This is a genomic window from Streptomyces sp. NBC_00989, assembly GCF_045162655.1.
GTDB lineage: Bacteria > Actinomycetota > Actinomycetes > Streptomycetales > Streptomycetaceae > Streptomyces.
The window spans coordinates 1,087,936-1,112,947 of sequence record NZ_CP108728.1; the positions used below are offsets into that span (position 1 = coordinate 1,087,936).

Here is a 25,012-nt window from a genome sequence, read left to right on the forward strand (position 1 = left end):
CTCAGTGCCACTCAGCGCCACTCGATGGATAGGGTGCCCCGGTGACAACGCCCTCCTCCCCCACCCGGCTGATCGTGGTGCGCGGCAACAGCGCCTCCGGCAAGAGCTCGGTGGCCACCGGTCTGCGCGAGCGGTACGGCCGCGGTATCGCCCTGGTGCGCCAGGACACCCTCCGGCGCGAGGTGCTGCGCGAGCGTGACATCCCCGGCGGCGCGAACATCGGCCTGATCGACCTCACCGTCCGGCACGCGCTGGCGAACGGCTTCCACACCGTGCTGGAAGGCCTCCTGTACGTCTCCCACTACGGCGAGATGCTGGCCGGTCTGCTCGCCGACCATCCGGGCCGCACGCACTGCTACTACCTCGACGTGCCGTTCGAGGAGACCCTGGCCCGGCACGCCACGAAGCCCATCGCGGACGAGGTCACGGAGCAGCAACTCCGCGCGTGGTACCGGCCGTTGGACGTGCTGCCCGGTGGCGTCGAGACGGTGGTCCCGGCGGGGAGTCCGCTGGAGTCGACGGTCGAGCGGGTGCTGCGCGAATCCGGCCTGGCCGATGCCCGTCGATCTACGGTTGATTGACCGGTCGTACGCTGTTCCCGTGATCGAAGGCGAGACTCCGGGGCAGGCAGCGGCCCGGCTCACCGGGTGGGCGGTGGCCGGTGAGCGTCCGCTGTCCGGGGCGGTCACCGAAGTTGCCCTCGACGGTGGGCAGTTGGTGGTGGTCAAGGGCGACGAGGCGCCGGGCGCGGTGCGGGCCGAGGCGGCGGGGCTGCGCTGGCTGGCGGACGTCGGCACGGTCCGTGTCCCGGCGGTCCGCGGGTTGGACGAGCACTGGCTGGTGACCGATCTCGTCCGCACCGGCCCGCCGAGTGCGCGAGCGGCCGTCCGGTTCGGCCGTGACCTGGCCGCCCTGCACGCCTCCGGCGCACCCGCGTTCGGCGCACCGCCGCCCGGCGGCCCCACGGACGCGTACATCGGTCTCGCCCCGATGCGCAACGTTCCCGCCGCCGACTGGCCCAACTGGTATGCCGCGCAACGGGTGTTGCCCTATCTGCGCAGCGCGGTCGACGCGGGCACCCTGCGGCCCACCGAGGCGACGGTGGTGGAGGAGGTCTGCGAGCGCTTGCCCCGACTCGCCGGTCCCGCCGAGCCGCCCGCGCGACTGCACGGCGATCTGTGGAACGGCAACGTGCTCTGGGGCGCCGACGGACACGTCCGGCTCATCGATCCGGCCGCGCACGGCGGACACCGGGAGACCGACCTGGCCATGCTGCACCTCTTCGGCTGCCCGCACCTGTCCGAGGTGCTGGACGGCTACCAGGAGGCCACGCCACTCGCCCCGGGTTGGGCCGACCGTATCGGCCTGCATCAGCTCTTTCCGCTGCTGGTGCATGTGGTGCTGTTCGGCCGTGGCTATGCCGAGCGTGCGCTGTCGGTGGCGCGGGCGGCCCTGACCGGATGACACCGGGCGGGGCCGCCCGTCACGGGGTCCGGGACAGACACCGCCGGTGCACATCGCGCCGTCCGGCCCCGGCCACGCCGAGCCGACCACCTCAGCCGCGCGAGCGGCCCTGACCGTATGACACCAGTCAGGGCCGCTCACCACGTGAGGTGGGTCAGACGTGCGGGCGGCGGCCCCGCTCCTGGTGCGGGAACTTCTGGTCCGCGCCCGGCAGGGTGGGCTTCGGCAGTGTCGCCACTTCCTCTTTCGCCTTCTCCAGCTGTTCCGCCGTGTCGTCTGGCAGCCGGGGCGAGCGTGGGCGGGCGTCGCGGAAGCGGAACGCGGAGGTGAGGTCGCCGAAGGTGTCACGCCGCCAGTCGGTGACGTTCGGTTCCTCGACGCCGGTGAACCGCTCCAGGAACTGCAGCGCCGAGGTGTGGTCGAAGGCCTCCGAGGCGACCCAACCGCCCACGGTCCAGGGCGAGATGATGATCGCGGGGACGCGGAAGCCGCCGCCGATCGGCAGGCCCTGGATGAACTCGTCCTTCGTGCCCGCGGGTGGGGTCGGCGGCACGACGTGGTCGAACAGGCCGTCGTTCTCGTCGTAGTTGAGGATGAACGCGGTCTTGCGCCACACCTTCGGGTTGGACGCGATCGCCTCGATCTTCGACGCGACGTAGTCGGCACCGGCGGCCGGGAGGTAGTCCGGGTGCTCCGACTGGTAGCTCGTGGGGCAGATCCACGACACCGTCGGCAGCCGGTCGTTGCGGGCGTCGTCCTCGAACGTGCCGTGCGGCTGCGGGCGTACGCCCCGCTCGTACAGGTCGGAGCCGGGCTGCGCGTTCTTGAACGAGGCGAACTGCTCCAGCATGTTGGTGCCGTAGTCGTCCTCCTCCTGGTACACCTTCCAGCTCACGCCGGCGTTCTGGAGGCGCTCCGCGTACGTCGTCCAACGGTAGGGCGTCGGCGCGACGTTGCTGATGATCGGGCCGCCCTGGGTGCCACCGGGGTCGATCGAACCGGTCATCCACATCAGCCGGTTGGGCCAGGTGGGCCCGAACACCGAGCAGAAGTAGTTGTCGCAGATGGTGAAGGTCTCGGCGAGCGCGAACTGGAACGGGATGTCCTCGCGCGTGTAATAGCCCATCACGTAGGGGCCGTTGACGCCGTCGGCCGCACGGTGTGCGGGCAGCCACTGGTCCATCTTGCCGTTGTTCCAGGCCTGGTGCTGCACCGACCAGGCATGGCTGGTGGACGGGATGGCCTGCGCGCTGGAGGTGTGGGTGTCGAGGTGGAACGGGAGGAGGTAACCCTTCGGGTTCACCGCGTCCGGCTGGTAGAAGACGCTGCGCCCGGTGTCGAGTTTGCGTGCGTGCGGATCGGCGAATCCGCGAACGCCGGACAGGGTGCCGAAGTAGTGGTCGAACGACCGGTTCTCCTGCATCAGCATGACGACGTGTTCGATGTCGCGGAGCGAGCCGTTCTTCGGCGGCTCGGCGGCGACGGCTTTCTGGACGCTCGGCGGGAGGAGGGAGAGTGCCGCGGCGCCGCCCACCGCGCCCGCGGCGGAACCCAGGAGTCTGCGACGTGTCAACTCGGCCATGACTGCCCCTTCTTGAAGAGCTTCGAGGGATCTCGTGGACCAGACCTCGGATCACTCTCCGCCCATTCCGGTATGGGGTGTCAGGGGCGTGCGATGAATTTGCGGCCAACGTGCGGGAAGGGGTTGGCCAAGCCATTACCGGCAACATCCGGGCGTTGCTTGGGTGTTGCCAAACCTTGGGGGGCGGCTGGCGGTCATATGAGCCGGCCCGTCCGAAGACACTGGTGCCCAACATGTTTCCCGTTTGCGAAGTTCACCGTGAACAGCGCCGGACGCGAGTACACAGAGCTGTACGAAAAGGTCGGGTGCGTCGCGCCTATGCGGGGTTTCTGGGGCGGAGCCGGGCGGCGATCGCCGCCACGTCGTCCTCCGCCTCCTGGACGTGGAGGCGCAGCACGATGTCGTCGAGGAGGCGGGAGACACCCTGTCCGGGATGCAGGCGCAGTCGGGACAGACGGGCGAGGGAGACGTCGATGTCCTCGCCCCGGCGCTCGACCAGCCCGTCGGTGAACATGACCAGGGTGTCCTCGGGGGTGAGGGTGAGCGTGGTCATCTCGTAGTCGGCGAGGCCCGTGCCGAGGGGTGGGCCGACGGGGACGGGGATCAGTTCGCCGGCGCCGTCGCGGTGGAAGACGGCGGGTGACAGATGGCCCGCGCTGGAGAAGGCGGCGGTCCCCCGGTCCGGGTCGAGGAGGGCGAGCAGGCAGGTCGCGGGGCGGCGGTTGTGCTCCTCGGACATGGCCGTGTCCATCTGGCGCAGGATGCGGTGGGGCGGCAGATCGGTGGAGGCGACGTACCGCAGCATCGAGCGGTAGGCGTTCATGTCGACCGCCGCGTCCAGGCCGTGCCCCATGACGTCGCCGATGACGAGGAGGGTGCGGCCGTAGTGCAGGCGTACGGCCTCGAACCAGTCGCCGCCGACGAGGGTGCCGCTGCCCGCGGGCAGGTAGCGGGTGGCCATCTCGACGTTGGGGTGGGGACGGCTGGGTTCGGTGAGCAGGACCTGTTGCAGGTTCAGGGCGGTGGTGCGCAGGCGGTGGTGTTCGACGGCGTGGTGCAGGTGGGCGGCGGTGAGCCGGGCCGCGTAGTGCACGGCGGCGGCCTCGTCGTCGCCGAACGTCCGTCCGGCGCGGACCGCGAGGAGGGCGCCGTAGGCCCGGCCCCAAGCCGTCAACGGCACGGAGAGGGCGGCCAGGACGCCGTGGTCGTTCGTGGTGAACGACGTGGTGATCGGGTGGCCCGCGTCCAGGGCCCGGACCATGACGTCCTCGCGGGGCGCGGTGCGCAGGCTGTCCAGCAGGTCCTTGCGGCCCTCGGCCGCCATCGGGTGCAGCATGCCGTGCGGTGCCGGGCGCGCCTCGTCCTGCGCGAACAGGTCCACGGCGGCCGCGTCGCACAGCCCGTCGACGAGGAACCCCGCGCACTCCGCCGCCGTCCTGCGTTCGTCGAGCGTCGACCCGATCGCGGACACGGCCCGCCGCGCGAGCGCGAACCGATCCGTCGAGCCCGCCTCTGCCCCGCCAACCCCGTCGCCGTCCAAGACCGTCCCTTTCTGCCGCCCCCATCCCAACACCCGCGCGGGCGTTCGGGCGGTAGCGACCCGTGGTGCGGCGGCATCGGGTCGCGTTGGGGGCTGGTCGCGTTGGGGGCTGCTCGCCCGGGGCGAAACTCCGTGGCTGCGACGTCCGTAGCGCCGATAGCGTCCGATCCGATCCTTTGATCCCCTGCGCAGAGAGCGACTCCGATGACGAACCAGCAGCCGACGACCACCCTCTGGCGCCCCACCGGCCCCAAGGAGCTGGACCTGGTCCGGGCGCTCGGCTGGCGTGCCTGGCCGCCCCGGCTGCCCGAGCAGCCGATCTTCTACCCGGTCCTCAACGAGGACTACGCGATCCGGATCGCGCGGGACTGGAACGTCCAGCACGACGGCGCCGGATTCGTGACGCGGTTCGACGTGGAGTCGGAGTTCCTGACCCGGTATCCCGTCCAGCAGGCGGGCGGCCGGACGATTCTGGAGCTGTGGGTGCCGGCCGAGGAGCTGGACGAGTTCAACGCCCACATCGTCGGCGAGATCCGGGTGGTGCACGAGTTCCGGTGAGCCTTCGGGCTCGGGGTTCGTCGCCGGGGAGCGGCACAAGTTCCGGTGCGTCACGGAACCGCCGCTTCCCGGACGGCGACTATCAGCCACCGAGGATGCGGGGCGCCGTAGGACCGCATCCTGGACGACGTACAAAAGTGTTTCGTAACCGAGGAATTTCCCGTGCTTTGGTGCAGGTCTTCCTGCCGGGCGAGGAGGGCGGCCACGCCGTGGCCCAACTCCTCGCCGGTCGGGCGAACTTCAGCGGCAAGCTCCCCGTACAGCTCCCGACCACGCCCGGCGGCCAGCCCTACACCTGTCTCCACGCGCCGCTGGGCGACCGGCAGAGCTGGCTGTCCAACCTCGATCCGACACCGGCGTTCCCCTTCGGGCACGGCCTGTCGTACACGACCTTCGAGATCGACGGGCTCGGCGTGGACCGCGAACTGGTGGCGGTGGACAGCGAGTTCACGGTCGGCGTACGGGTGCGGAACACGGGGGCGGTCGCGGGTGCCGAGACGGTCCAGCTGTACGCGATCGACCCGGTCGCGCAGGTGACCCGGCCGGTGCGGTTCCTGCTCGGCTTCGCCAAGGTGGCCCTCGAACCCGGCGAGCAGGCGACGGTCCGCTTCCATGTCCACACGGACCGGCTGGCCTTCACCGGCCTGGCCGGCACGCGCATCGTCGAGCGCGGCGAGATCCTACTGGAGGCGGGTTCCTCCAGCCTGGACACACCGGTGCGGGAGACGATCCAACTCGTGGGCGAGGAGCGGGACGCGACGGTTCTGCGGCAGCACGCAGTGCCGGTGAGCGTCGAGCGGGAGTAGCGGCGGGGACACCAACGAGAAGCGGCGCCACCGTGTCCAACGGTGGCGCCGCTTCTGTCGTGTGCCTAGGCGCGGCTCCACTGCTGGGTCGCGTTGCCCAGCCCGGTCCACAGCTCGACCTTCGAGCCGTTGGCCGTACCCCAGTTGGTCACGTCGATGACGAGCCCGTTGGAGCGGTTGACGATGGTGCCGTCCACACGGAAGGCCCACTTCTGGCTGTTCTTTCCGTTGCAGGCCCAGAGGATGAGTGTGGTGCCCGCGGTGGTGCCGTCACCGTTCGCGGCCAAGCAGCTGCCGTTGACGCGGAGTTCGCCCGCGACGGTCTGCGTGATGGTCTGGTTGGCGTTGCCCGAGCAGTCGTAGATCTGGACCTGGACGCCCGTCGCACCGTTCGGGACGTCGAGGCAGCGGCTGGAGTACGTGCCCTTCAGGGCGAAGGTGGAGGCGGTGGGGAGCGGGTCCTGGACCAGTTGCCAGTCCTGTGAGCCGTCGGTGGTGGCCACGGCCACGGTGACGGAGCCGCCCGCGGTCGAACCGGTCATGTAGAGGCTGGTGTTGAGGACCGAGCGGAGTTCGTAGTAGCCGCTGGTCGAGGACGCGACCTGGGTCCACTGTTTGTCGGTGGCTCCGTCGTCGACCCACTGGGCCAGTTTCTGCCCGGCCGTCGCCGTGCCGGTCCAGATGGCGGCCGAGCGACCGCCGGCCTTGTTGAGCAGGGTGACGTTGCCGCCCTTGGCGGTCAGGTGCCAGCGCTGGGTGGTGGCCGCGGTGTCCGCCGCCAGGACGAGGTCGGGGGTGTTCCCGGTGAGGTTCGCGTCCTGGGTCTTGCCGGACGCGGTGCTGAGCACCTGGCCGGTGAGCCGGTTGACGAGGCTGTAGTAGGCGCCGTCGGAGCGGCCGAGGTCGACCTCGGCGTACTTCACGGGGCCGACGCTGGTACCGCTCCAGGAAGCCTGGAGTACGAGGACGCGCCCTGTGCCGTCGACGTACTGGAGCGTGCGGCTGTACCCGGCCGCGATCGACGTCTTGTACTCCTTCCAGGTGCCGGTGCTGAGCCCGGACTCGTTGACCCAGACGTCACCGCTGCCTGCCGCGTTGTAGACGATCCGGCCGTCCGGCATGGGGAGCAGGACGGGGCTGCCGCCGGTGGAGAGGGTGGCCCCGCCGGAGGGCACGGGCAGTGCGGTGATCGCGGCGTCCGTGGCCGCGAAGAACTTCGTCGGGTCGTCGGATATCCGGTAGCGGACGTTGGTGCCGCCGCCCCAGTACTCGTACGTCAGAAGCCACTTGCCGTCGGTCGTCGGGGCGATGGTCGTCATGCCGGGCCGGCCGCCGCCGATCTCCGTCTTGCCGTTGCCCATGCTCACCGTGGAGCCGGGGACGTCAACCACCGGGGAACTCCAGGCAGTTGAGCTGGAGCCGTCCCAGGTGCGGTGGAGGAGGACCTGGCCGCCGGAGTCCGTCGCCGTGGCGTTGTCCGGGTCGAGGGTCGGGGCACCGGTGGTGGTGTTGTAGCCGGTGTAGTCGTCCTCGTCGGAGTAGTAGGCGATCAACGTGCCGTTGTGGGCGAGGAGATGGGGTTCCCAGACGGGGTCGACCTGCGCGTAGGTGTTGGCCGTGGAGACCCGGCCGACGCTGCCCGCGCTGCCGCCCTGCCAGCCGCCGGCGGCGATGATGTTCTGGATGGTCCAGGTCGCGCCGTCATCGGTGCTGGAGTAGAGGGCGAGCGCGACGTCCTTGCGGTCGCCGTCACTGGTGGGCGTCCAGCTGGAGTTGGCGGCCTTCTGCTCCTGGTAGTAGGAGTCGTCGCCCGAGACGATGCTCGCGAGCAGCAGGGTGCCGGCGGTCAGTCCTCCCACGTTCTGCGGGAGGACGTAGAGATACGGGTTGGTCCAATTGCTCGTGTATTTCGCGTACTTGGAGTCGCTGGAGAGATAGGCGGGGGCTTTGACGTCGGACAGTTTCGCCCAGGTCGTGCCGTCGTCGTCGCTCTTGTACACGGGCAGTGTCTGGCCCACCGGAGCGGTCTGGTCGTTCTCGAACGTGGCCACGATCCGGCCGTCCGCCAACTGGGCCGACTTCGGATAGAGAACACACGGGCTCTTGTTGCACGCGGCGGTGTTGGTCGCCGTATACAGATTGGCGGAACTCGGCTGATAGGCCGACGCGGTCGTCGCGGAGGCGATGGCGAATGCCACGCCCATGCCGAAGGCTGTCGCCGCAGCGAAAGCCTTTCGCGCCCATGATCTGGTCAACGGCGTTCCTTTCACCGGGGGAAGGCGCGCACCACGTTCCAGGGGTACCGGAGTTTCCGGAGGTCCCAGGGGGATGGAATGGGGGTGCGGAGCAGGAAGCCAGTATTCGTATGCGACACCGCGATGTCACCGGCACATGTCGAAAGTGTTTCGCAGGATTGCGAGTTACGCGGTATTGACGTGCTGCGCGGGGCGGCGGACGGAGGTCGAGGTCCGCAGGACGAGTTCCGTGGCCAGCTCGATGCGCGAGGAGACGGGCTGCCTGCCCTGGGCGAGTTCCAGCAGCACCCGGGTCGCCTCGCGCCCCAGCTCCTCGAAGGGCTGGCGCACCGCGCTCAGCGGCGGGCAGGCCATGGCCGCGACGAGGGTGTCGTCGAAGGACATGACCGCCAGGTCGTCCGGCACGGCGAGGCCCTGCTGCCTGGCCGCCTCCAGCACGCCGAGCGCCTGTGCGTCGCTGGTCGCGAAGACGGCCGTGGGCGGGTCGTCGGCGCGCAGGATCTGGCCGGCGGTGGCGAGGGCCTCGGCGTAGTCGAAGTCGGTCGAGCGGACTATCTCCGGGTCGTAGGTGATTCCGGCCTCCGCCAGCGCGGCCCGGTAGCCGTGCACGCGTGCCGCGCCGGCCAGGGAGTGGGAGCGGCCCGCGACCATGCCGATCCGGGTGTGCCCGAGCCCCAGCAGGTGCTGTACGGCGTCGCGGGCTCCGCTCCAGTTCGTCACGCCGATGCTGGGGATGTCCTCGGAGGGCGCGCTGAGAGGGTCGACCAGCACCACCGGGAGCCGTTGCTCGACGATGCGGCGCTGGTCCTCCTCGGACAGCATCGAGATCACGATGACGATCCCGGCCGCGCCGAGCGCCACGCACTGCTCCAGCCACCCGGAGATCGACCGCCGGCTCGTCGTCCCGGTGACCACGTCGATACCGAGCGCGCCGGCCGCGTCCACGATGCCGCGGACCACTTCCAGCGTGTACGGCCCGGACAGGTCCCGGAACACCGCGATGATCTGCTGGGGGGTCGCGGGATCGCGCTCCCACGGGCGTACGAAGCCGTGCCGGGCGAGGAGTTCCTCGACCCGCTCGCGCGTCCGGGCGCCGACGTCCCGGCGCCGGTGCACCACCTTGGACACCGTGCTGAGCGAGACCCCCGCCTCGGTGGCGATGCTCGTCAGGAGGCCGTACTGCGCCTCGAGTTGCCCCTTGCCGCGACCTGTCACCCGATGCCCGTTCCGCTCGCCGAACACCGATGCGTGGTGCCGCATCGCGTACCTGGCCAGTAACTTTGCCGCAACGTAACGGGGCGGGGGCCGCGGAGGCAAGAGCGGTGCACGCCCGGTCAAACGGTTCGACCTGCGGGGAACGTGCGGCCCTCATCCCAGGCGAGCCGGATCGGTGGTGCGATGCACGCGCTCGGCGATCCGCACGAAGGACCGGATCAGCGGAGTGGTGTCGGCGGCGCGCCAGGCGATGACGAGACTGCTCGGCGGCATGTCGGTCAGCGCCACCACCGTCAGCTCCTCCGGCAGCGCGTGCCCGAGGGGTATCAGCCCCACGGTGCCGTTCCACAACACGGACTGGAGGCACTCACGAGCCGTCCGTACGACGGGCCCGTCAGGGCGTCGGCCGTGCCCCGCCGACCCGGTCCAGTACGCCTCCCAGACGGGGTCCGTGCCGTCCGGGAAGCGGAACCAGCGGCGCTCGGCGAGGTCGGCCAGACGCAGGCCGTCGCGGCGGGCGAGGGGGTCGTCCGTACGGAGGACCACGCCGACCCGTTCCGAGAGCAGGGGGCGGGTGGCGATGCCGGTGTCGTCGAAGGGCGTCCTGGTCAGGGCCACGTCGACGAGCCCGGCCCGTAGTCCCGCGGTCGGGTCGGTCAGGTCCGACTCACGGATGAGGATGCGGGCGGCGGGATGCTGCTCGCGGTACGCGGCGGCGAGGCGGGTGCCGAACTGCACCACGCTGTCCGCGAGCGTGCCCACCGTCAGGGTGACCGGTCCGGCCAGGTCGGTCACCCGGGCCCGCACCCGGTCGGCCTGCGCCAGCAGGGCGCACGCCTCCTCGTGCAGCAGGACTCCGGCCGGGGTGAGCGCCACTCCGGTGGGCGAGCGGAGCAGGAGGGCGCAGCCGAGGTCGGTCTCCAGCTGTTTGATGGCCCGGCTCAGGGGCGGCTGGGTCATCCGCAGGCGTACGGCGGCCCGGCCGAAGTGGAGTTCCTCGGCGACCGCCACGAAGTAGCGCAGCGTGCGTAGCTCCATGACCGGCGATGATACCGACGCGGTATCGGCCGTACAGGATCGGTCTTGGACACCCCCGGGTGTCCGGCGGTGGAGTGGTGGGCGGACAAGATCGTCGTACTGCTGAGGAGTCTCCATGGCCGACCGTGTGGCGCACGACCCCGTCGTGCACATCACCGATGTGCGGGAACTGGACCGCGACCTGGTGGTCGTACCCGACGGGCGGGTGCAGTTGGTGCCCAACATCGGTGTCATCGGCGGCCGGGACGCGGTGCTCGTCGTGGAGACGGGCCTGGGGCCGCGGAACGCCGAGAAGGTGCTGGAGTTCGCGTCCGAGTACGCCAGGGGGCGCAGGCTGTACCTCACGACGACGCACTTCCACCCTGAACACGCCTTCGGGGCCCAGGTGTTCGCGGGCGAGGGGACGTTCCTCGTGAACCGGGCGCAGGCCGAGGACCTGAAGGTGAAGGGGCCGGGCTATCTCGACATGTTCCGGGGACTCGGCGAGTCGGCCGCCCGGCACCTCGAAGACGTCGTGCTGACGGAGCCCGACCTCGTCTACGACGAGGCGTACGACCTCGAACTGGGCGGCCGCGTCGTGCAGTTGCGGGCCACGGTCCGGGCGCACAGCAAGGGCGACCAGGTGGTGCGGGTCCCGGACGCGGGTGTGCTGTTCACGGGGGACCTGGTGGAGGCTGGACAGTTCGCCATCTTCCCGTGGTTCCCGCCGTACGACACCGACGTGTCCGGCACGCGCTGGCTCGCGGTGATGGAGCGGCTCGCGGGTGAGGGGGCGCGGGTCGTCGTACCCGGCCACGGGGCGGTCGGCGGGCCGGAGTTGCTCGCGGACGTCCGTGACTATCTGCGGCTGCTGCGGGACGAGACATGGGTGCGGCGCGACTCCGCGATGAGCGAGGAGACGATCGTCGAGGAGGTCCGGGAGGTCATGGTCCGACGGCATCCGGAGTGGACCGAACGGGACTGGATCGAGAAGGGAGTCGGCTGCCTGTGCGCCGAACACCCCTCGTGAGCCCTCGAGTTACGACGTGCCCGTCACGAAGCCGTCCCTGGCCGTGTCGAAGACGGGACGGTAGGTGTCCCACTTCGCGTCCGGCGCCGAGAGGTAGATGTCGTACTCGCGGTCGCCCTCGCGGCCGAAGCCGAGGTCGATGGCACGGAACACCCGGGCCCTGCCCTGGAAGGTGAACTCCCAGATGGCGGCGGGCTGTTGCTGGAAGGTGGTCTGCTGCATGCGCAGCCTGCGGTACGTGGGGTAGTTGACCTTGGTGTTGGCCTCGATGTCCGCGAAGTGCGTACTCGGGTTGGGGCCCGCGGGGTCGACGACGCCGATGGTAAGTCCGGCCAGGCCCGTCTCGTCGGTGTAGGTGACCCCCTCCGCCGTCCGCTTGCCGGCCTTCCAGCCGTCCGGAACCGGGAAGGAGACGCCGAGTTGGCGGTCCCGGACGAGGTGATAGCCCTCCGGCACCGGTGACGCGGACGCCGTGGCGGTGGGACTGCTCGCCGCGTGGCCGGGTGCGGACTGCGACGTCGTGTGCAGCACGAACGCCGTGGCCGCCACAGCCACAGTCACGGCGACGGCGATCCCTCCGAGGACGAGCCGCTTCCGACTCCGCCGCCGCCCACGGCTGGAGTCTCCCGCCGGTCGCGGCTCCGGTCGTACGGCCGTCAACTCGGCTGCGGGCGGAGGCAGTTCAGCCGTCGACTCGCCCCACCACGCGGTCTGCAGGGCCCGTTCCGTCTGTTCCGCCGTCGGCCGCTCGTCGGGCTCCTTGCTCAGCAGCGCCTCGATGAGCGGCTCCAGCGGTCCGGCCTGCTTCATGGGTTCGAGTGGGTCCACGGCGATGGCGTACGCGGTCTCCATCGCCGTGCCCCGGCGGAACGGCGGGCGTCCCTCGACGGCCTGGTACAGCGTGGCACCCAGGGCCCACAGGTCGGAGGCGGTTCCGGGGGTGAGCCCGCGGATCCGCTCCGGGGCCATGTAGTGGATGGAGCCGACCATCTCGCCGGTCTTGGTGAGCGTCGAGGTGCCGTCCGTCATGGCGATGCCGAAGTCGGTGAGGACGATCCGGTCGCCGGCGCCGAGCAGGACGTTGCCGGGCTTGACGTCGCGGTGCAGGACACCGGCGGCGTGGGCGGCGCGCAGGGCGGCGACCATGTCCAGGCCGATCCGGGCCGCCTCCTGGTACGGGAGGGTGCGGCCGTCCTTGAGGAGGTCGGCGAGCGTGGAGCCCGGGACGTACTCCATGACGATGCAGGGGCGGCCGTCGTCGTCCACGACGTCATGCACGACGATCACGTTCGGGTGCGCGATACGGGCGGCGCTGCGGGCCTCGCGGCGGGTGCGCTCGTAGAGGGTGGCGAGTTCGTCGGCGGAGAGTTCCGGCCGGGCGTGGAGCCGCTTGATCGCGACCTGGCGGCCGAGCACCTCGTCGTCGGCCCGCCAGACGGTACCCATGCCGCCCCGGCCGATCTGCTCGGTCAGCGTGTAGCGCCCGGCGATACGACGCCCTTCGTCCGACACGGTGTCCTCCGCCGGTTCTGTCCCTGTTCGATTCGCCTGGTCACCATAACCGGCCCTTGTTCCGGATTCATGTGGGGAGGATCACGGTGCCCTTCCGCACGGGAGAGCGGGGTCCTTCTGCACTGGAGGGTGGAGAGGGCCTAGTACCCCGGTACTAGGCACCCCGGCCGTTTTCACTTCCCCGGTGCCGCGGATGCGAGGAAAGCCGCTCCTAGCGTGAAGGCGTGGGTCGCGCAGGCCCTCCACTTTCTTTCGAACCTGGTGGGAGTACCCCATGGCCACCTTCCTCTACCGGCTGGGCCGGTTCTCGTTCCGGCGCCGACGGCTCGTCCTGATGCTGTGGATCGCCGCCCTGGCGGTCGTCGGCATCGGTGCCATGAACGTCTCGACGAGCACGTCCGACAGTTTCAGCCTCCCCGGCACGCAGTCGCAGAAGGCGATCGACCTGCTGGAGAAGGAGTTCCCGCAGGCGTCGGCCTCCGGCGCCACCGCCCGCGTGGTGTTCGAGGCGCCCAAGGGGCACACACTGGCCTCCGGCGCCGACCGGACCGAGGTCCAGTCGCTGATCGCCGACCTCAAGAAGGCGCCCCAGGTCGCGAACGTCTCCGACCCGTACCAGAGCGGCCTGATCAGCAAGTCCGGCACCGTCACCTACGCCCAGGTCACCTACAAGGTCGGCCAGCCGGACGTCACCGACGCCGCGCGCGACGCGCTGCACTCCGTGGCCGACAAGGGCGAGAAGGCCGGCCTCGCGGTCAGCCTGGGCGGCAACGCCGTCCAGGAGAAGGCGGGCAGCAGCAGCACCGAGCTGATCGGCCTGCTGATCGCGGCCGTGGCGCTCGTCATCACGTTCGGGTCGCTGCTCGCTGCCGGGCTGCCGCTCCTGACGGCGATCTTCGGGGTCGGGACGGCGGTCGCCGCCATCACGGTCGCAAGTTCGGTCTTCAATCTCAGCTCGGCCGCCACGACGCTGGCGCTGATGCTGGGCCTGGCGGTGGCCATCGACTACGCCCTGTTCATCGTCTCCCGGTACCGCAGCGAGATCCGCGACGGCCACGAACCGGAGGAGGCCGCGGGCCGCGCCCTGGGGACCGCCGGTTCCGCGGTGGTGTTCGCCGGTCTCACCGTCGTCATCGCCCTGGCCGGCCTGAGCATCATCGGCATCAGCATGCTCACCACCATGGGCCTGGGCGCGGCGTTCGCGGTCGTCGTCGCCGTACTGATCGCGCTGACCCTGCTGCCCGCGATGCTGGGCTTCGCCGGGAAGCGGATCATGGGCAGCCGGTTCACCAGCCGCCGGATGCGCGCCCTGCAAGAGGGCGGCAAGGGCGAGACGACGGGCGTGCGCTGGGCCCGGTTCGTGACCCGCAACCCGCTGAAGATGCTGGTCGTCTCCGTCGTCGGGCTCGGTGTCCTCGCCATCCCCGCCCTGTCGATGCGCCTGGCCCTCCCCGACGACAGCATGTCCTCGCCCGGCACCAGCGAGCGCATCGCCTACGACACGATCGCCAAGGGCTTCGGCGACGGCTACAACGGCCCGCTGACCGTGGTCATCGACGGCCCGAGCGGCAGTGCCGCCAAGACCGCCGCACAGGACGCGGTCGCCCAGCTCGGCAAGCTGTCCGACGTCGCCGCCGTACGCCCCGCGGTGTTCAACCAGAACGGCGACGTGGCCCTGATCTCCGTCGTACCGAAGAGCTCGCCCAGCAGTGCGGCCACCGTCGACCTGGTCTCCGAGATCCGCGACCGGGGCCCCGCCCTGAAGGACGACACGGGCGCCGAACTGATGGTCACCGGCACCACCGCGCTGAACATCGACGTGTCCAACAAGCTGAGCGGCGCGCTGATCCCCTACCTGGGTGTGGTCGTCGGCCTGGCCCTGGTCCTGCTGCTCCTCGTCTTCCGCTCCATCCTGGTCCCGCTCAAGGCCGCCCTCGGCTTCCTGCTCAGCGTGCTCGCCACGCTCGGTGTGGTGGTCGCGGTGTTCCAGTGGGGCTGGCTGGCGGACGTGTTCGGCGTCGACCAGACCTCGCCGATCGTGAGCGTCCTGCCGATCTTCATGATCGGCGTGGTGTTCGGACTCGCCATGGACTACGAGGTGTTCCTGGTGACCCGGATGCGTGAGGCGTACGTCCACGGGGCCGAGCCCACGGAGGCGGTGATCGCGGGCTTCCGCTACAGCGCCCGGGTGGTCACGGCCGCCGCGGTCATCATGATCTCCGTGTTCGCCGGGTTCCTGCTGGACGACGTGGCGCTGATCAAGTCGATCGGCCTGGGCCTCGCCGCCGCCGTCCTCTTCGACGCCTTCGTGGTCCGCATGACGCTCGTGCCCGCGATCATGACCCTGCTCGGCCACCGCGCCTGGGCGCTGCCCGGCTGGCTGGACCGGAAGCTGCCCAACGTGGACGTCGAGGGCGAACGGCTGCGCCACCTGCTGGCCGAGACTCCGGACGAAGGCTCCACCGGCCCGGACAAGGCGCCCGTGTCGTCCGGCGCCACCGGCAAGAGCTGAGGCGGCGGCCGTACGATCCACACCAGGACGCCGTTCTACGGCCGTACGGCTGCCGCCCCTGTTCGACCACACCGTCCCCGCCCGCCGGTCCCCTTCCCCCCGGGACCGGCGGGCGGCCCGCCTGCACCATGGAGGGTGTCTCCCGTGACCGAAATGCCCAAGGACCGGTCCGTCCATCCCGAGAACCTGATCGGACGGACCCGGCTGGGCGACTCCGAGTACCGGTCGGTCGTCCGGCTGCTCACGTGGCTGGGGCGGGTGCGAGCGGTCGACCTGGGGCATCCGCGGGTCAGGCGGTGGGGGGTGCCCGCCTGCTACGCCCTCGCCGGTATTCCGGCCCTGGTCCGCGCGGGCCACGATTCCGTCGCCGCCTTCGTGCTGATGCTGGCCATCACGGCGGGGTACACCGTGCCGTTGCTGTGGCGGCGGCAGCGGCCGGTGCTGGTCTTCGCCTTCCTGGTGGTCATCTCCGAGGTGTCCTTGTCCCTGGGGGTGGACTCGGGTTCGAGCGCCACCCAGCTGGTCGCACTGCTCAACCTGGGACGCTTCGGGGCCCCCGGCCAGCTGGCCATCGGCGTCGCCTACACCCTCGGGCAGACCGCCGTGTCGTTCATCTTCTTCAACGGCGGCTCCAGGCTGGCGAACGGCGGTGCCAGCGCCTCGGTGCTGGCATTCCTCGCCGTGGTCGCCGTGCTGTCGATGGCCGCGCTGGGCCTGGCCGGAAAACTGGTGAACGCCTACATCGAGGCGCTCCAGGAGCACGCCGTACGGCTGGAGAGGGAGCGCGACCAGCGCGCCCAGTTGGCCGCGGCGACCGAACGCGCCCGTGTGGCACGGGAGATGCACGACATCCTCGGTCACACCCTCGCCGTGATCGTCGGCCTCGCGGGCGGCGCCGCCGGACTCGCCGAGACCAAGCCGAAGCGGGGCGCGGACACGCTGCGGATCATCGCCGACAGCGGCCGCGGCGCCCTGGCCGAACTGCGCAGGCTGCTCGCCGTCATCCACGACGACGAGCCCGGCGACACCCCGCTCTCACCCCAGCCCGGACTGGCCGACCTGGGCGCCCTGATGGAACGGGTCAGGGCCGCGGGCCCCGCCGCCACCCTGCACCTCAAGGGTGAACTCACCGGGCTCGCCCAGGGACTTCAGCTCGCCGTCTACCGCATCGTGCAGGAAGCCCTCACCAACACGCTGAAGCACGCGGCATCGAACACCACGGTCGAGGTCGCGGTGACGGCGGCCCCGGAGGCGGTGATCGTCACCGTCGAGGACACCGGCCCGGACACGTCGTCCGGCACCGACGAGCAGGGAAAGGGCCTGGTCGGTATGCGCGAACGGGCCGCGCTCTACGGTGGACAGGTCGTCGCGGGCCCCAACTCCCGTGGTGGCTGGACCGTCCGCGCCCTCCTGGTCCCCCTCCCCACCGCCCCCGACCTCACGGAGAAGCACCCGGCATGACCACCGTCCTCATCGTCGACGACCAGGCCCTGCAACGCCTCGGCTTCAGCATGCTCATCGAGCAGTACCCCGACCTGAGCACCGTCGGCGAGGCCACGCACGGCGTCGAGGCGGTGCGGCTGGCGGCCGAACTCCGCCCCGACGTCGTCCTGATGGACGTCCGTATGCCCGGCATGGACGGCATCGAGGCCACCCGCCGGATCGTGCAGTCCGGTGGCCGTTCCCGCGTCCTGGTGCTGACCACCTTCGACCTCGACGAGTACGCGTACGCCGCGCTGCGCGCCGGGGCCAGCGGCTTCCTCCTCAAGGACGCGCTGCCCGAGGAGCTCGTCGCGGGCATCCGCGCGGTGGCCGCCGGGGACGCCGTCATCTCCCCCGGCCTGACCCGCAAACTCATCGACGCCTTCGGCGACCGGATGCCGGGCCGCACCCCCGACCAGGACCGCCGCCTGGACGCCCTCACCGACCGCGAACGCGAGGTGCTCACCGTCATGGCGGCCGGCTGGAGCAACACCGAGATCGCCGAACGCCTGTGCCTCGCCGAGTCCACCGTCAAGTCCCACGTGAGCCGCATCCTCGCCAAGGTCGGCGCGCGGGACCGGGTCCAGGCGGTGATCTTCGCGTACGACGCCGGGTTGGTACGGCCGGCTTGAGGTCCTGTTCCTCAGGCCGTCGGCGCGGTCACGAACCGGTCGATCAGCGCGGTGAGTTCGGCCGGTCTCTCCACGGGCAGTTCGTGCCCGGCGTCGACGATCCGTACGACCGCGTCCGGGTAGGCGTTGGCCATCCGCAGCATCTGGGAGAGGGGCAACTGGATGTCGTGGTAGCCGTGCGCGATGAGCGTCGGCGCGGTGATCGTGCCGACGCGGTCCAGGACGTCGAAGGCACGCATGGCGCCGTAGCAGGTCATGACGACCTCGCGCGGTGTGGCGGCGGAGGCGTCGATGTACGCGCGGATCTTCTCCTTGGGGAAGCCGGGGGCGAAGGCGCGCTGGATGTTGATGGCGACGAACAGCTTGAACGGCAGCAGCGTGGACACCGCGAGCAGCAGTCCGCGCGCCCAGCTGTAGGTCATGCGGCTGATCGAGTCGACCAGCACCATCCGCGTGACCCGCTCGGGATGAGTCAGGGCGAGGGTCTGGGCGATCATCCCGCCCATGGAGTGCCCGACCGGCACGAACCGGCCGACCTCCAGATGATCGAGCAACACGACGACATCCGCGGCGAGTTGGTCGACCGTCCGCGCTCCGGCCCCGGTGCTCCCGCCGTGCCCGCGCAGGTCGAGCCGTACGACCCGACGCCCGGTCGCGAAGTGCGCGAACTGGTCGTCCCAGCGGTGCCGGTCGGCCGTCCAGCCGTGGATGAACACGAGCGGCACGCCGCCGTCTCCGTCACGGGGGCCCTCGTCGTCGTACACGAGTACTGCGCCGTCCACTTCGAGTTCCGGCATGGCGGGGCTCCTGTGGTGCGGCATCGACCGACGTGATCGCGATCTTGCCCTGGAGTCGGCGGAGTTGGCCTTGTGGACGGGTATCCGCAACGAGATCGAGATCGTTCGCGTACTGCCCGCTAGGCCGCCGGGATGCGCGGAGCGGTACAACTCCCGTTCGGGGGACGGCCCGTTGGCCAGGACAGGGTGACGAAGCGGCTGGTGCGGGTGGCGGGGTCGAGGCGGACGACGGCGACCGCCTTGTCGTAGGGGTTGCCCTGGTTGTCGAGGCAGATCCAGCCGCTGGCGCCCTCGACGCGGTGGGCGCCGTGCAGGCGTAGCCAGGCGTTGCGGACCTCGTCGGTGGAGGGGACCGCGTGGCCGTGGACGGCCTCGTCGCGGATGCCCTCGATCGCGGTCCAGGCCGAGTCGTAGGTGATGATGGCTCGGGAGTCGGTCAGGTCCACCGGCCCTACAGGGCCTACCTCTTGACGGGTCGTCAGTTGCTTGAGTGTCCTGAAGGCTTCGGCCGAGCCGCCGGTGGCCGGAGCGTTCGGACCGGTCCAGGCGTCCGGGTGCGAGGAGGCGGTGAACTCCAGCGTGACACCGTTCCGGAGGGTGTCCCACTCCAAGGCACCGTCCAGGGGTAGGGCGTTGGCGGCCGGTCCCGTGATGACGGTGTAGGAGTGGGTGTGGCAGCCCCGGTTGCCGAGTTCGTTGAGGAACTGGCGGAGTTGGACCGGCCGGCCCGCGAAGTAGATCTCCTTCGCCGGGGATTCGCAGATGTTGGCGACGATCTGCCGGAAGTCGTTCGACGTCGTGCCCTCCGCGCTGATGTCGTCCGGGGACCGGAACTGCTCGGGGGCCAACGATGCCCCCTCGGTCCGCGCCTCGAAGACCTTGCGGAGGCTGGTGATGTAGTTGTCGTCGTTCCGCGCGTCCTCCACCAGCACCGTCTGCCGCACTCCGACACCGTGATCGGCGTGGGCGAGGGCGGCGGCCTGGTCGGTGTTGCTGGGGTTGACCCGGACCAACCCCTCGTAGGCGTGCGGGTGTTGGGGCGTGTTGGCGATGTCGTCGGCCGTGAGCGCGCCGCCGACCACGGGGATCTTCTTGACGTTCGTCAGATGGCCGATGGACCGCTGGGTGGTGGGCAGGCTGATGTCGAACCCGAAGACGGCGCGCAGCCGGTGCTCGGGCGAGGCCGCCATGTCCGCGAGCTGGTCGGCCACCGGGCGCCAATGTCCGCCCCCGAGCCCGGGGTTGGCCAGCACCATACGGATGGCCGGTGCCTGGCCGTTGGCCTTGTGGTTGGCGCGGTACTGGGCGAAGTAGGCGCCCTGCACCTCCCACAGGACGTGTTTGCGGTCGACCGGTCCCGTCGGGCCGGCGACGTTCATGGGGATCATCAGCGCGATCGTGGCGTACGGGGCACCGGAGTTGGTCACCCTGTCGTTCTCGGCCTTGACGCGGGCGAACACCTGGTCCAGGTCGGGATCGAAGCTCACGCCTCCGTCGCTGACGCCGACGCACTCGTGCGAGGACGGCTCCAAGTGGACGCCTTCGCCACAGGAGTTGTCGTTGTAGGCGCTGTAGCCGTACCAGGAGCCCGTGGACACGAGGAGGATGAACACCGCGAGGAGCGCGCGGCGGGTGAGCCGACCGGGGGTGCGGAACCTCATCGCCCGCTCCCTTCCGGCACGGTCAGGTACGGGGCCTGGACCCCCTCGCGCAGTCGCGCGGACCAGTGCCGGAGGGCCTGCCGGAAGGCGTCGGTGGTCTCGTGCTCGTGCAACGTGCGCAACGCGGACTCCACTTGGTCGATACGGTCGGGGCAGGGGGCGTTGAGCGGGTCCGACTGCTCCCACAGTGCTTCCAGGAGCCGGGCCACGGCCCGGTGGACGACCTCGTCGCGGGCGGCCGGTTCGTCCCGGCCGCAGCCGCCGCACGGTCCGTCGTCCGGCGCCTCCGCGGCCTCGAACCCCGCCGGCGGGTGCGGCGCGGCGCACACGATGTTCACGGCCGACAACCAGGCGGACGGTGTGCTGCGGCCGAGCCAGTGGTGCAGGGACCGGACGACCGACCCGGTGAGCCCCAGGGCGAGGGTGTGGTGCAGGTACGCGGACGGGATCGGTCCCGTCCCGCCGCCGGGCGGTGGTTCCTGTGCCGCGTAACCGCTCCGCAGGTGCTGATGGATGTGCCGCCAGCGTTCCGGTGCGGTCCGGGTCCGCAGGTCGTGGAGCAGCAGGTGCCGTAGGCCCCGGTCGGCGACGAGAGGCATGGAACCGTCGGTGCCCGGCCAGGGAGCGGACTCCCAGCAGCCGTCCTCCAGCAGTTCGAGGGCGTCGTCCACGTGCCGCGCCAGGGTGTCGCCGGGGTGGAGTCCGGTCCACAGGCGGCGGGCGCCGGCGATATCGAGTGCCGGGGCCAGCAGCGCGAGCCGGGAGCACTTCGCGGGGTCGGGCAACAGCACGGCCAGCAACCGCTCCACCGTCGTACCGCTCCCGTCCGGCGCCACGGCATCCAGCAGCGAAGCCGCCGGCCGCGCGTCGGGCGCGCGGCCATGGGCAACCGCGCCCGCTGCCTCGGCGAGGGTCCGGGCACTGCCCGCCCGGCCGTCGGCGAACCGGTCGATCAGCAGCGGCAGATACCCCGGCCGGCCGGAGGCGCCGAGGATGCGGACGATGTCGCCGCGCTCCAACGACGGCAGACCCAGCCGCAGTACGCCGTCCACGTGGTCCGCGACGGCGGCCGACGGTTCGGTGGCCTCCCGCAACGCGCGGTGGGCCGTGGCGTCACCGAGCCGGGCGGTCACCACGACCGGGCCCACCGTGTCCTTGTCGGCGCCCGCTCGCCGCAGCGGTCCGAGAAGGCGTGCGCCGAGGGGTACGTGTGCGTTGTCGAGGAGGACCAGGGGCGGGGGCACGTCGTTCTGGCGGCGCAGCGGGCCGTAGTGGTGCGTGATGTCCGCGATGAAGGCGCTGACCAGGATCTCTTCCAGGCGGGCCTGGTCGCCGCCCGGCTGGCGGAAGTCCCGGACGAATCCGAGGAGTTTCTGTACGGCGTCGCCCTGCTCGTGCTCCAGGTGCTCGCCCCACCAGCGCAGCGCGCCACGGTTCACCCGCGACCGCAGCAGCCGGGGCGCCGCGGTCCTGAGCGCGGCCCGGCCGGCGCCCTCCAGCGCGCCGAGCCCCGACACCCCGGTGGGAACGGCTCGTTCGAGGGCCTGGATCCACTCGGCGAGACGCGCCTGGCGTTCCTGTCCGCCGTCTCCGTTCTGGCTGATGACGCCCTTGAGGCGTTGCTCCGCGCGCCGCAGGTCCTGCGGCGCCAGTGCGGCGCCGACGGACGTCTCGTCGGGGCGCCAGTTCGTCACGGCCAACAGTCCGAGGGCCAGCCGGGGGAACCGCAGGGGCTGCGTGGTCCGGCGCACTCGCAGGCCGAGTTTGTACGACAGCAGGTACAGCAGGTCGGTGAGGCGCGAGCCGTCCGGGCGGGTGTCGGGCAGATCGGCGAGGAGCGGGTCGCCGAAATCGGGTGCGGCGAGGTCCGCGCGCACGAGCGGGACGAGGGGTGCGTAGGCGGCGGACAGGGTCGCGAGCACGCTGGTCCTGCCGCTGCACCGGCCGCCGACCAGTTCGACGACGGGGGTGCCACCGGGCAGTTCCACGCGGTCGCGCCGCCCGCCGTTCCGGTCGAGCCCGACGAGGGCGGGCACCAACCCGTCGAGCAACGGGTCCACCCCGTAAAGCCGTTCGACCACTGTCCCCTCAACCCCCTTCGCACCGGCGCCGTGCGGCGTCGGCACCGAGGGATCGAAGTTAGGGGTGGAAGAGGGCGGAAATCCGTCTTATCGCCGAGGTGACGGATTGTGGGCTTCTTCTACGGCCGAACCGGCGGATGGCGGCGATTTCCTGACCGTTCCGCTGCCACATCTGGAGCAGTGGCCGGGGGTGAAGGGAGCCACCGCGTACAGGAACCGGCGACTCCCCAAACCTCCCCCGGACAGCCTGCGTTCGCATCGGTCGTGACGGAGTCCGGCCAGAGACTCCGCTGCCGGGGATGCCGGTGCTGCCAGCCGATCGCTTCCTCCAGCCGGGCTCCCAGCCCGAGCAGCAGGGGCTCGGCACCGTGTCGGCTCCCGGCCGGCTTGACGCCCACGGGCAGGCCGGCCGGAGTGACGTCTGCGGGCAACGAGACGGCGGGCAGGCCGCTGGTGTTGAGCAGCGGGGTGTGGGCGGACCAGTCCAGCATCCGGCGGGCCGTCGGCATCGATCCCCTCCGCGTGGAAGTGCCCCACGGGGATGGCCGGTCCGGCGGCGGTCGGAGTAATCACGGCGTCGAACTCCCTTATTCCGGCGATGAGTCGGGTCGAGAGGTCGGCCAACGCCGCCAGCGCGCCGAAGTAGTTGGTGGCGGACATCCGGCCGCCACGCTCCAACATCCATCGGGTGAGGTCCTGGAGCGACGGCACGAGCTGCTTCGGCAAGGGGGCGAGTCCCGCGCTCGCCCTACCCGCGATGCAGTCGATCAGGGCTTCGGCGGTCGCGTCGTTCCACGGGGCCGGGTCGGTGATCTCGACGACGCCGTGGCCCAGTTCGGTGAGCAGGCCGACGACCCGTTCGTCCGCGACAACCGCCTTGGGGTCGAGTTCGAGCAGCCCGCTGTCCGTCCAGGACGCCCACCGCAAGGACCCCTACGGCGGGCGTACGGCCGCGTCGAGGAACGACCCGGTGTGCGGTGCGCCGTAGATGCCGGTAGGGGGTGCGGTCGGCCACCGCGTCCAGCAGCAGCGCCGCGTCCGCGACCGTGCGGGCCAGTGGTCCGCGGTGACGAAGCCGAGGAACGACGACTCAGGAGCCGTACCGACAAGGCCTGTTGAGGGTTTGACGCCGACGGGTCCGCAGACGGCCGAGGGCGTACGCACCGACCCGGCGCCGTCGGTGCCGTGCCCGACCGGGATGAGCCCGGCCGCGACGACGGCGGCCGCTCCACCACTGGAACCGCTCGCGTAACGCGAGGTGTCGTACGGCGTCACCGCGGGCCGGCCGACCACGGCGGTGTCGGTGTAACACGGGATGCCCAACTCCGGTGCGTGGACCGGCGCGGAGTGAACCTGGCCGAGGGCCGCACCCGCCTCGGGATGTCGGGCGGGGCGGGCAGTCGAAGAGTCACCGCGGACCAACCAGCACGCACGGGGGCGGCGTGCGGGTCAGCCGCCCTGGCCGGCGCTTCCGACCGGGCCCACCGTCACAGAGGAGCCGGAGCCGTCCGTGACCGGCAGGGTGGCGGCGCCCGGCCAGTTGAGGGTGACCGACTTCGTCTCGTTCGGCGGGGTGACCACCAGCCCGGTGATGCGGACGCCGGAGCCGCCCGACTTGTTGAACGGGTAGTTGACCGGGAAGGCGATCGACTTGCCGTTCTTGAGGATGGTCGAGGTGGCCTGCTGACCGGTGCGCTTCGCGGACAGGCTCCCCGCATTCGTCTTCAGGTCGACGCCCGCATACCCGGAGATCGTGCAGTCCCGGCCACCGCCGTTCGTCAGCTCGACCACGACGGTGCGGTCGGGGTCGCCGTCGATGGTGTTGTCCTTCGCCGTGATCTCCAGCTCGTCGGTACGGCACTTGCTGACCTTGGCGTTCGCGTCGGAACCAGTACCGGTACCGGCAGCCGTACCCGTACCACCCGAGCTCGACCCACCGGAGCTCGTCCCCGTGGAGGCCTTCGCGCCACCCTGCTCCGCACTGCCCGAGTCCGAACTGCCGCCCGAGGACGACGCGTTGGACCCGGACGACGCCGCGGGCGCGGACGACGAGTCACTCTGCCCCGCGCCGGCGTCGTCGTTCTGGCAGGCCGTGAGCGAGAGACCGGCGACGACGGCCAGGGCGGCGAAGGTGAGCTTGTGAACGCGCATCGTTTCGTCCTCAGAATCGGTGGTGTCAGTGCCGGCCGCTCGGTACAGGTCAGTACGAGCGGGCGTTTCTGATCATCAAGAGCGGCCCGGCCCGGTCGACCGTTCCGCACACCCACCGCATAGGACATTCCTGTTACACGCACCACCGGGCCCACCGCACACCACCACCGGAAACACCGCGCCGGAACCTGCCACCGGCCAGCCGGGACAACGGTTCCGACCACCACCGCGCACCGGCCCGCGGCCACCGTCCGATGGGACAGACCCGTAACCCGCCGGATCACAACCGATCCCCCGCTCTCCTCGTCCCGCCGAGCGAACGCCCCCTGTTGGACAAGCGACGCATCCAACGACCAATGAGCGGTACGGAGTTCGCCGTGCCGGGTGCGTCGACGCGCGTTCGTCAGTCCGCAGAAGCGCGGGGCGCGCGAAGCTCCGGGGCCAGGACGCCACTGCGTTTCAGCGCCGTGATCACCAGCGTGGTGTCGACGGCTCTGGCTTTCGAGGGGGCGGGCAGCGCGTGACAAACTCGTGCAGGGCTTGCCTGCCGGCGGCAAGTCGGTGGGCGCGCCGACCTTCGTCTTCGGGCATGCCTCGGTCCACCACCGTGGTTTCCGGCAGAAGACCGGCGCCGAGACGACCGGGCACTGGCGCGGCCCGATCCGCCGGGCCTTCCGCAAGAACAAGGTCCGGATGCTTCAGGTCGTCTTCGTCCTG

Annotated in this window: 20 protein-coding genes; 9 read left to right on the forward strand and 11 right to left on the reverse strand. The window is 70.8% G+C overall.

Translation table 11 applies throughout. The annotated features are described in order from the left end of the window. The first annotated feature begins 41 nt into the window (after positions 1-41). On the forward strand, positions 42-581 hold the full coding sequence (locus OG714_RS04925; protein ID WP_406118770.1) for an AAA family ATPase: 540 nt from the start codon (positions 42-44) through the stop codon (positions 579-581). Further along, positions 556-1,464: a fructosamine kinase family protein gene (locus OG714_RS04930; RefSeq protein ID WP_406118772.1), complete on the forward strand. Its 909-nt coding sequence runs from the start codon at positions 556-558 to the stop codon at positions 1,462-1,464. Before OG714_RS04925 ends, OG714_RS04930 begins: the two co-directional genes overlap by 26 nt. Before the next feature lie 154 nt (positions 1,465-1,618). Here OG714_RS04930 and OG714_RS04935 read toward each other — a convergent pair whose 3' ends face one another. Both OG714_RS04935 and OG714_RS04940 read right to left on the reverse strand, forming a co-directional pair. Continuing rightward, the gene (locus tag OG714_RS04935; protein WP_406118774.1) at positions 1,619-3,046 is read right to left on the reverse strand and encodes an alkaline phosphatase family protein; all 1,428 of its coding nucleotides are present in this window, start codon (positions 3,044-3,046) and stop codon (positions 1,619-1,621) included. 316 nt (positions 3,047-3,362) lie between these two features. After that, positions 3,363-4,586 (reverse strand): PP2C family protein-serine/threonine phosphatase, encoded by a 1,224-nt coding sequence (locus OG714_RS04940; RefSeq protein ID WP_406118776.1) that lies wholly within the window; start codon positions 4,584-4,586, stop codon positions 3,363-3,365. Positions 4,587-4,790: 204 nt separating this feature from the next. Here OG714_RS04940 and OG714_RS04945 point away from each other — a divergent pair, with 204 nt between their 5' ends. Both OG714_RS04945 and OG714_RS04950 read left to right on the forward strand, forming a co-directional pair. Then, positions 4,791-5,144 (forward strand): hypothetical protein, encoded by a 354-nt coding sequence (locus OG714_RS04945; protein ID WP_406118777.1) that lies wholly within the window; start codon positions 4,791-4,793, stop codon positions 5,142-5,144. Positions 5,145-5,314: 170 nt separating this feature from the next. Then, positions 5,315-5,950, forward strand: a complete 636-nt coding sequence (locus OG714_RS04950) for a fibronectin type III-like domain-contianing protein (RefSeq protein WP_406118778.1) — start codon at positions 5,315-5,317, stop codon at positions 5,948-5,950. A 65-nt stretch (positions 5,951-6,015) separates the two neighbouring features. Here the strand turns inward: OG714_RS04950 and OG714_RS04955 are convergent, their stop codons facing one another. From OG714_RS04955 to OG714_RS04965, 3 genes are all read right to left on the reverse strand, one after another. Beyond that, a complete protein-coding gene (locus OG714_RS04955; RefSeq protein ID WP_406118779.1) occupies positions 6,016-8,154 on the reverse strand; it encodes an RICIN domain-containing protein in 2,139 nt (712 codons plus the stop codon). Positions 8,155-8,370: 216 nt separating this feature from the next. Next, the gene (locus tag OG714_RS04960) at positions 8,371-9,465 is read right to left on the reverse strand and encodes a substrate-binding domain-containing protein (protein ID WP_406118780.1); all 1,095 of its coding nucleotides are present in this window, start codon (positions 9,463-9,465) and stop codon (positions 8,371-8,373) included. 108 nt (positions 9,466-9,573) lie between these two features. Next, complete coding sequence (locus tag OG714_RS04965; protein WP_406118782.1) at positions 9,574-10,458, reverse strand: LysR substrate-binding domain-containing protein; 885 nt, start codon at positions 10,456-10,458, stop codon at positions 9,574-9,576. Positions 10,459-10,573: 115 nt separating this feature from the next. Here OG714_RS04965 and OG714_RS04970 point away from each other — a divergent pair, with 115 nt between their 5' ends. Continuing rightward, complete coding sequence (locus OG714_RS04970; protein WP_406118783.1) at positions 10,574-11,467, forward strand: MBL fold metallo-hydrolase; 894 nt, start codon at positions 10,574-10,576, stop codon at positions 11,465-11,467. Between the two features lie 9 nt (positions 11,468-11,476). On the opposite strand, the gene OG714_RS04975 is transcribed toward OG714_RS04970, so the two are convergent. Then, the gene (locus OG714_RS04975) at positions 11,477-12,979 is read right to left on the reverse strand and encodes a protein kinase domain-containing protein (RefSeq protein WP_406118784.1); all 1,503 of its coding nucleotides are present in this window, start codon (positions 12,977-12,979) and stop codon (positions 11,477-11,479) included. 274 nt (positions 12,980-13,253) lie between these two features. Between OG714_RS04975 and OG714_RS04980 the strand changes: the two genes are divergently transcribed. From OG714_RS04980 to OG714_RS04990, 3 genes are all read left to right on the forward strand, one after another. Continuing rightward, positions 13,254-15,491: an MMPL family transporter gene (locus OG714_RS04980; RefSeq protein WP_406118785.1), complete on the forward strand. Its 2,238-nt coding sequence runs from the start codon at positions 13,254-13,256 to the stop codon at positions 15,489-15,491. Between the two features lie 153 nt (positions 15,492-15,644). Next, positions 15,645-16,952, forward strand: a complete 1,308-nt coding sequence (locus OG714_RS04985) for a sensor histidine kinase (RefSeq protein WP_406131720.1) — start codon at positions 15,645-15,647, stop codon at positions 16,950-16,952. Continuing rightward, positions 16,949-17,605, forward strand: coding sequence for a response regulator (locus OG714_RS04990; protein ID WP_406118786.1), 657 nt, complete (start codon positions 16,949-16,951; stop codon positions 17,603-17,605). Before OG714_RS04985 ends, OG714_RS04990 begins: the two co-directional genes overlap by 4 nt. An 11-nt stretch (positions 17,606-17,616) precedes the next feature. Here the strand turns inward: OG714_RS04990 and OG714_RS04995 are convergent, their stop codons facing one another. The 3 genes from OG714_RS04995 to OG714_RS05005 form a co-directional block, all read right to left on the reverse strand. Continuing rightward, the gene (locus OG714_RS04995) at positions 17,617-18,402 is read right to left on the reverse strand and encodes an alpha/beta fold hydrolase (protein ID WP_406118787.1); all 786 of its coding nucleotides are present in this window, start codon (positions 18,400-18,402) and stop codon (positions 17,617-17,619) included. Positions 18,403-18,521: 119 nt separating this feature from the next. After that, positions 18,522-20,063, reverse strand: a complete 1,542-nt coding sequence (locus OG714_RS05000) for a hypothetical protein (RefSeq protein ID WP_406118788.1) — start codon at positions 20,061-20,063, stop codon at positions 18,522-18,524. Then, positions 20,060-22,144: a hypothetical protein gene (locus tag OG714_RS05005; RefSeq protein ID WP_406118790.1), complete on the reverse strand. Its 2,085-nt coding sequence runs from the start codon at positions 22,142-22,144 to the stop codon at positions 20,060-20,062. The genes OG714_RS05000 and OG714_RS05005 overlap by 4 nt, the downstream gene beginning before the upstream one ends. 688 nt (positions 22,145-22,832) lie before the next feature. Between OG714_RS05005 and OG714_RS05010 the strand changes: the two genes are divergently transcribed. Beyond that, entirely contained in the window at positions 22,833-23,132 is a 300-nt protein-coding gene (locus OG714_RS05010; protein ID WP_406118791.1) for a hypothetical protein, read from the forward strand. On the opposite strand, the gene OG714_RS05015 is transcribed toward OG714_RS05010, so the two are convergent. Together OG714_RS05015 and OG714_RS05020 are read right to left on the reverse strand one after the other, a co-directional pair. Next, complete coding sequence (locus tag OG714_RS05015) at positions 23,078-23,467, reverse strand: amidase family protein (RefSeq protein WP_406118793.1); 390 nt, start codon at positions 23,465-23,467, stop codon at positions 23,078-23,080. The two genes, OG714_RS05010 and OG714_RS05015, sit on opposite strands and share 55 nt — an antisense overlap. A gap of 126 nt (positions 23,468-23,593) precedes the next feature. Then, positions 23,594-24,295 carry a DUF4232 domain-containing protein gene (locus OG714_RS05020; RefSeq protein WP_406118794.1) on the reverse strand — a complete coding sequence of 234 codons (702 nt, stop codon included), beginning with the start codon at positions 24,293-24,295 and terminating at the stop codon, positions 23,594-23,596. Positions 24,296-25,012: the final 717 nt, after the last annotated feature.